At 72.9% G+C, this 5,164-nt stretch carries 4 protein-coding genes and 2 pseudogenes; 5 read left to right on the top strand and 1 reads right to left on the bottom strand.

Features of this window, described 5'->3' with window-relative positions:
• From I5E_RS18510 to I5E_RS18525, 4 genes and pseudogenes are all read left to right on the top strand, one after another.
• Positions 1–296, top strand: a pseudogene (locus I5E_RS18510) (formyltransferase family protein); the annotation flags it as partial.
• Between the two features lie 7 nt (positions 297–303).
• Positions 304–702, top strand: a complete 399-nt coding sequence (locus I5E_RS18515) for a YrdB family protein (protein WP_022908302.1) — start codon at positions 304–306, stop codon at positions 700–702.
• A 74-nt stretch (positions 703–776) separates the two neighbouring features.
• A complete protein-coding gene (gene nagA / locus I5E_RS18520) occupies positions 777–1,907 on the top strand; it encodes an N-acetylglucosamine-6-phosphate deacetylase (protein WP_031263163.1) in 1,131 nt (376 codons plus the stop codon).
• Complete coding sequence (locus I5E_RS18525) at positions 1,904–2,179, top strand: hypothetical protein (protein WP_022908304.1); 276 nt, start codon at positions 1,904–1,906, stop codon at positions 2,177–2,179. Before nagA ends, I5E_RS18525 begins: the two co-directional genes overlap by 4 nt.
• Positions 2,180–2,249: 70 nt before the next feature.
• On the opposite strand, the gene I5E_RS18530 is transcribed toward I5E_RS18525, so the two are convergent.
• On the bottom strand, positions 2,250–4,703 hold the full coding sequence (locus tag I5E_RS18530; RefSeq protein ID WP_022908305.1) for a GH92 family glycosyl hydrolase: 2,454 nt from the start codon (positions 4,701–4,703) through the stop codon (positions 2,250–2,252).
• Positions 4,704–4,845: 142 nt separating this feature from the next.
• Between I5E_RS18530 and I5E_RS18535 the strand changes: the two are divergent.
• A pseudogene (locus tag I5E_RS18535) lies at positions 4,846–5,164 on the top strand (aspartate aminotransferase); the annotation flags it as partial.

Raw genomic sequence — 5,164 nt, forward strand, 5'->3', positions numbered from 1 at the left:
GCGCGCGGTGACATCCACCACTCGTTCCTGCCCGGCTTCAGGGGGCGAACCCCTACCGGCAGGCCCACGCCCGCGGCGTGAAACTCATCGGTGCGACGGCGCACTTCGTCACGAGCGACCTCGACGAGGGCCCGATCATCGAGCAGAACGTCGTGCGGGTGGACCACACGAAGGACCCCGCCGAGCTCGTGTCGATCGGCCAGGACGAGGAGTCCCGCACGCTCACCCAGGCGGTGCGCTGGATCGCGGAGGACCGGGTCCTCCTCGACGGCGCCCGCACCATCATCTTCAAGTAGGCACCGCATGTCAGCACCGCAGTCCCCCGTCGATTGGGGCGACACCCCGGACCCGCACGCCATCCGCCCGCGGAGGCTCGACGGCTGGACGGTGCTCCGCGTCCTCGTGTGCGCCTTCGGCCTGGTCTCGCTGGCGTACTGGGGCTACATCGCGTGGCCGTTCCCTGTGCCGGGCATCCTGTTCATGATCGGCGCGCCGGTGTTCGCCGCGGTGGTCTGGTACCTGTTCCGGTCGCCGCGCTCCCCCATCGAGACGGACATCGTCGGCAAGACCATCGTCGAGGTCGCGCTCGTGATCGCGGCCGGTGCGGCCTGGATCTCGATCGGGCACCCGGTCGTCGGGATCGTCTTCATCGTGGTCGCAGCGTTGTCGGGCGTGGTGCAGTTCCGCAAGGAGACCCGGTGAGCGGCGGCGCGTCCGCCGCGTCCGGCGCGTCCGTCGCGTCCGGCGCGTCCGTCGGCCAGGAGGCGCGGCGCACCCTGTTCCGGTCGGCCCACGTCGTCGATGCCGGCGGCTCCACCGCGGACGGCTGGGTCCTCGTCGTCGGTGACCGCATCCACGCGGTCGGCTCCGGTTCCGAGGGACCGACGGCGACGTCGGTCGACGAGGTCGTCGACCTCGGCGACGCGGTCCTCGTGCCCGGCTTCATCGATCTGCACGGGCACGGGGGTGGCGGGGTCGCCTACGAGGACGAAGCCGTCGGTGCCGCCCTCACCGTGCACCGCTCACACGGCACGACCCGCTCGGTCCTGTCCCTCGTCGCGAACCCGGTCCCCGCGCTCACGGCGTCGCTCGACCGCATCCGCGCGGTGATGGCCGACGACCCGCTCGTGCTCGGCGTCCACCTCGAGGGCCCCTTCCTCTCCCCGCACAACAAGGGCGCACACAACGAGTCGTTCCTGATCGACCCGTCGCCGGCCGCGGTCGAGGCGCTGCTCGAAGCCGGCGAGGGCGTCATCCGCCAGGTCACCGTCGCCCCGGAACTCCCCGGCGCCCTCGCTGCCGTGGAGCGCTTCGTCGCGGCGGGTGTGCGCGTCGCGGTCGGGCACACCGTCGGCACGTACGACCAGGCCCGCGCGGCGTTCGACGCCGGCGCGACGCTGCTCACGCACGCGTTCAACGCGATGCCGGGCATCCACCACCGTGCGCCCGGGCCGATCGCCGCCGCCGTGGACGACGACCGCGTGACACTCGAGCTCATCCTCGACGGCGTGCACGTGCACCCGTCCGTGGCGTCGATGCTGCTGCGGGCCGCTCCCGGGCGGGTGGCCTTCGTCACGGATGCCATGGGCGCGGCGGGTTCGGCCGACGGCTCGTACACGCTGGGCTCCCTCGCCGTGACCGTCACCGACGGCGTCGCACACGTCGCGGGGACCGACACCATCGCGGGCTCGACCCTGACGCAGGACGCGGCGCTCCGGAACGCCGTCACCCTCGCGGGGCAGACGCTGCCGGACGCCGTGGCGGCGCTGACCAGCGTCCCGGCGGCGGCGCTGGGGCTCGGCGACCGCCTGGGCCGACTCGCGCCGGGGTTCGCGGCCGACCTGGTGGCGCTGTCCCCGTCGCTCGAGGTGCAGCGGGTCTGGGGTGCCGGACGGCCGATCAGGTGACCGACACGGACCCAGCACGATCGGACCACCGGCGGCGCCGGATCGTGATCGTGCTGGCGGTGGTCACCATCACGTTGTGGTGCGTGGCCGTGGCACTCGCGACCACCGTGCTCGTGCTCATCGGACGGCTTCCGGGCGAGGATCCGGACCGAGATGCCCGCGCGAACCAGATCGCGACAGGCGTCTTCGTCTCCTTCGCCCTGCCGGCCACCGCAGCGACGATCGGCTTGGTCGCGGCACGCCGCGCTCGGGCACGTGGCCGCGACGTGTGAGCGAGGGGCACCCCGTGGGCTCCGTGCCCGGGCGCGACGCTGCCGGCCGTGCGCGGCCGATGGCCGGCCCCTACCGGTCGACCGGCCGGTCCTGCGCGCCGCTCGCCCACGTCGTCGCCGTCGGGCCCACCTGGAAGGACAGGGTCCCGCCGCGCGTGACGAGTGACGACGGCACCCACGACTGCGCGAGCGTCCGGCCGTCGAGTCGGGCCGACTGCACGAACGGGTCCGTGCTCGACGAGCGGATCGCGATCCGCTCCCCGCTCGACCGCCGGATGTCGACGGTGGTGAACGTCGGGCTTCCCACGAGCATCTCCGCCCGCCCGGGCGTCTGCGGGAACAACCCGATCGACGCGAACACGTACCAGGCGCTCATCGTGCCGAGGTCGTCGTTCCCGGGCAGCCCGCTCGGACCGGTCGTGTAGGCATCGTCGACGACCTGCCGCACGGTCTCCTGCGTCTTCCACGGCTTCCCGAGCGCGTTGTACATCCACGGCGTGTGGATGTCGGGCTCGTTCGTCGGGTCGAACTTCGTCGGGTCGCCGCCGGTCACCGCGAACGCGCCGGTGCTGTCATGGAAGAACGCGTCAAGTCGCGCGACCGCCGCGTCGTCGCCACCCAACGCCGTCAACAGCCCCTGCACGTCCTGCGGCACGAGCCAGGTGTACTGCGCACTCGTGCCCTGCGCGAACCCGGTGCCGGTCGAGGGCGACCAGCCCGGCGTCCACGATCCATCCGCCTGGCGAGCGGCCTGGTACCCGACGGCCGGGTCGAACGTGTTCTTCCAGTAGGTCCCGCGCTCCGCGAACATCCGCGCATCGGAGCCCAGCCCGAGGGACCCCGCCCAGTACCCGAGCGCGCTGTCGGAGATCGAGTCCTCGAGCGTCTCGGCAGCGCCACCCCAGCACGAGCAGTCGTCGTTCGCGGCATAGTGCCGCTCGAGGTACTCGTCGAGCGCCGGCCGCTGTGCGAGGCACTGTCCCGGGCAGCCGATGTCGCTCTCGGCGTCGGCGTTCTCGACGGTCGCCTGACGTTTCAGCGACTGGTAGGCGGCCCGCACGTCGAAGTTCCGGACCCCCATGGCGTACCAGGTGGCGAGCGTCGCCGCCGACGGGTCCCCCGTCATCACGTGCGTCGGGGCACCGAGGTGCAGCCACCGGTCCCACACCCCGCCGTTCTGCTCGGCGAACCGCAGCATCGACTGCGCCATGTCCCCGGCGACGTCCGGTCGCAGCAGCGCGAGCAGCTGGATCTGCGCCCGGTACTGGTCCCACCCGGAGTACGTGCCGTAGACGGCCCGGTGTCCGCGGTCCATCCGGTGCACCCGCTGGTCCGGCCCGAGGTACCGCCCGTCGCGGTCGTTCAGCGTGTTCGGCTGCATGAGTGCGTGGTAGACGGACGTGTACAGCTGCGTGGTCCGGTCCGTCGTGCCGCCCCCGACGCGCAGGCGCGACAGTTCACGGTTCCAGGAGGCGCGGGTGCCGGCCGCCACGCTGGCGACGGTCGCGCGCGGGGTCACCTCGCCGTCGCGGTTCGCGATCGCTCCTGCGGCGCTCACGTACGAGATGCCGATCCGCGCGCGCACCGTTGCACCGCGACGCGCGTCGAACCCGACCCACGCGCCGGAGCCGCGTCCGGCGCGGTCGGCGCCGGTCAGGTACCCCTCCCCACCGGAGGAGGCCGTGCCTCCTGGCTGGACCGTGCCGTCCTGCCACGTTCCCGTGCTCGTGAACGCCCGGTCGAAGGTGGCCGTGAAGAACAGGCGGTAGTAGCTGCGGCGGTCCGGGTTGGTGGCCCCGCCGCCGTTCGCACGGCGGCTGCAGAACCCGCCGGTCAGGACGCTGCCGCTCACGGTGCGGGTGCGGGCGTCGACGCGGGTGGTCGCGGCCTCGCTGCCGTTGATCGAGTTCGAGGTGCGGAAGAGCAGGTTCGCGGCCTTGCCGGCCGGGAACGCGAACTCGCCGACGCCGGCACGCGTCGTGACGGCGAGGTCGGTGCGGACGCCGTTGTCGAGTCGGACCGTGTAGCGGCCGGGACTCGCGGACTCGTCGTCGTGCGAGTAGCCGGCGGCGTAGACCGCGTCGGTGGAGTCGGACGACGGCGAGGTCGTGACCGGCGTGGTGACCGGCATGATCGGCACGTCACCGGCGGCTCCCGGCGCGCAGCCGGCACCGTTCAGGTGCGTCAGGCTGAACCCGCGCAACCGGTCGACGTCGTACGAGTAGCCGTTGGCGACCGGGGTCGAGGTCTGGTCACCCGCGGTGCCGGTCGGGCTCCACTGCAGCATGCCGAACGGCGCGGTGGCACCGGGCCAGGTGTTGCCGTCGCCGCTCGTGCCGATGAACGGGTCGACGTACCGGGCGGGGTCGGAGACGGTCCGGGCCCCCTGCCCTGCCGGCTCCGACGACGAGGCGACCGCCGGTGCGGCGACCATCCCCGTCCCGAGCAACGCGGCGATCGTGGCCGCCGCGGCGAGCGGCAGCGGACGGAGGAGCGGGCGACGGTGCACGCGGGAACGGTTCACGTCGGCGACGCTAGACCCCTCGGACGGGGGACGTGCGGTCGGTCACCGAGCGCTCCCCCGCTGTTCACGTCGGCGTGGACCGTACACCCTCGCCGACCTCGACTGAGGTCCAGATCACACCGTCCGCTGCGAGGATGGCCCCATGAGCGTCATGGTCTCCCTCTTCGATGCGCACCGCACCCGCACCAGCGAGAAGTACACGGCACACCCGCCGGAGGTGCTGCCGATGTTCGTCGCCGAGATGGACAGCATGCTCGCCGAGCCAGTGCGGGACGCCCTCGTGGCCGCGGTCACGAACGGCGACACCGGCTACGTCGGGCACGGCCGGGCGCTCCCCGAGGCGTTCGCCGACTTCGCCGAGGCCCGCTGGTCGTGGCGGCTCGACCCCGACATGGTCCGGACGACCACGGACGTCTCGGTGGCTGCGGTGGAGACGCTCCGCCGGGTGATCGAACCCGGCG

It is taken from the genome of Curtobacterium sp. B18, from assembly GCF_000333375.1.
In the GTDB taxonomy this organism is placed as follows: Bacteria; Actinomycetota; Actinomycetes; order Actinomycetales; family Microbacteriaceae; genus Curtobacterium.